This is a genomic window from bacterium (assembly GCA_024228115.1).
Lineage (GTDB): Bacteria > Myxococcota_A > UBA9160 > UBA9160 > UBA6930.
Map to the genome: position 1 here is coordinate 1 of JAAETT010000161.1, position 648 is coordinate 648.

The window sequence follows — 648 nt, forward strand, 5'->3', positions numbered from 1 at the left end:
TCAAGTCAATCCGATACCGCTTCTTCGACATACGGGCCCCATGAATCGGCCCGCGACACGGCGAGAACCGATTGGCTGCGGGGGACGCAGTGCTTAGCATGACAACACTTCCGCCTTTGGTCGATACAAGGGACTAGCCCATCTGGTGCAGAGGCAAGCTGGGTTCGGCATCTTCGTTTCGAAGGAAGGAGGAATGATGATCCTGGGAGTCCACCACCCTGCTCTGGCCGTTCCCGACATCGAAGCCGCGCTCCGCTTCTACTGTGAGGTCCTCGGCTTCGAAGTCGTGATGGACGCAGAGATCCCCTCTGGCATCGCACCCTTGAACGACGCGTTCGGCATTCCTGACTCCGGCTGCAAGGTGCGCATGCTCCGCAAGGGGAACTCCTGCATCGAACTCTTCGAGTTCAATACCGCCGCAGACGGACTGGCCAACCGCCCTGCCAATCAGGCTGGAATCACGCACATCTGTCTGGCGACCAACGACTACGCGGCAGACTACGAGCACCTCAGCAAGAACGGCGTTTCGTTCAATTCCCCGCCGATGGGCGGCGACGGCGGCCGTTGGGCCTATGGCCGCGATCCCTTCGGAAACATCCTGGAACTCCTCGAGCACGCAACGGAAGGCCCTACGTCGCTGCGGTTCGA

1 protein-coding gene is annotated in these 648 nt (G+C 60.6%); it reads left to right on the forward strand.

All coding sequences use genetic code 11. From position 1 onward, the window contains the following. Positions 1–193 precede the first annotated feature (193 nt). Positions 194–648 (forward strand): glyoxalase/bleomycin resistance/dioxygenase family protein (locus GY937_08080; protein MCP5056671.1); only part of this gene is annotated, 455 nt, incomplete at its 3' end.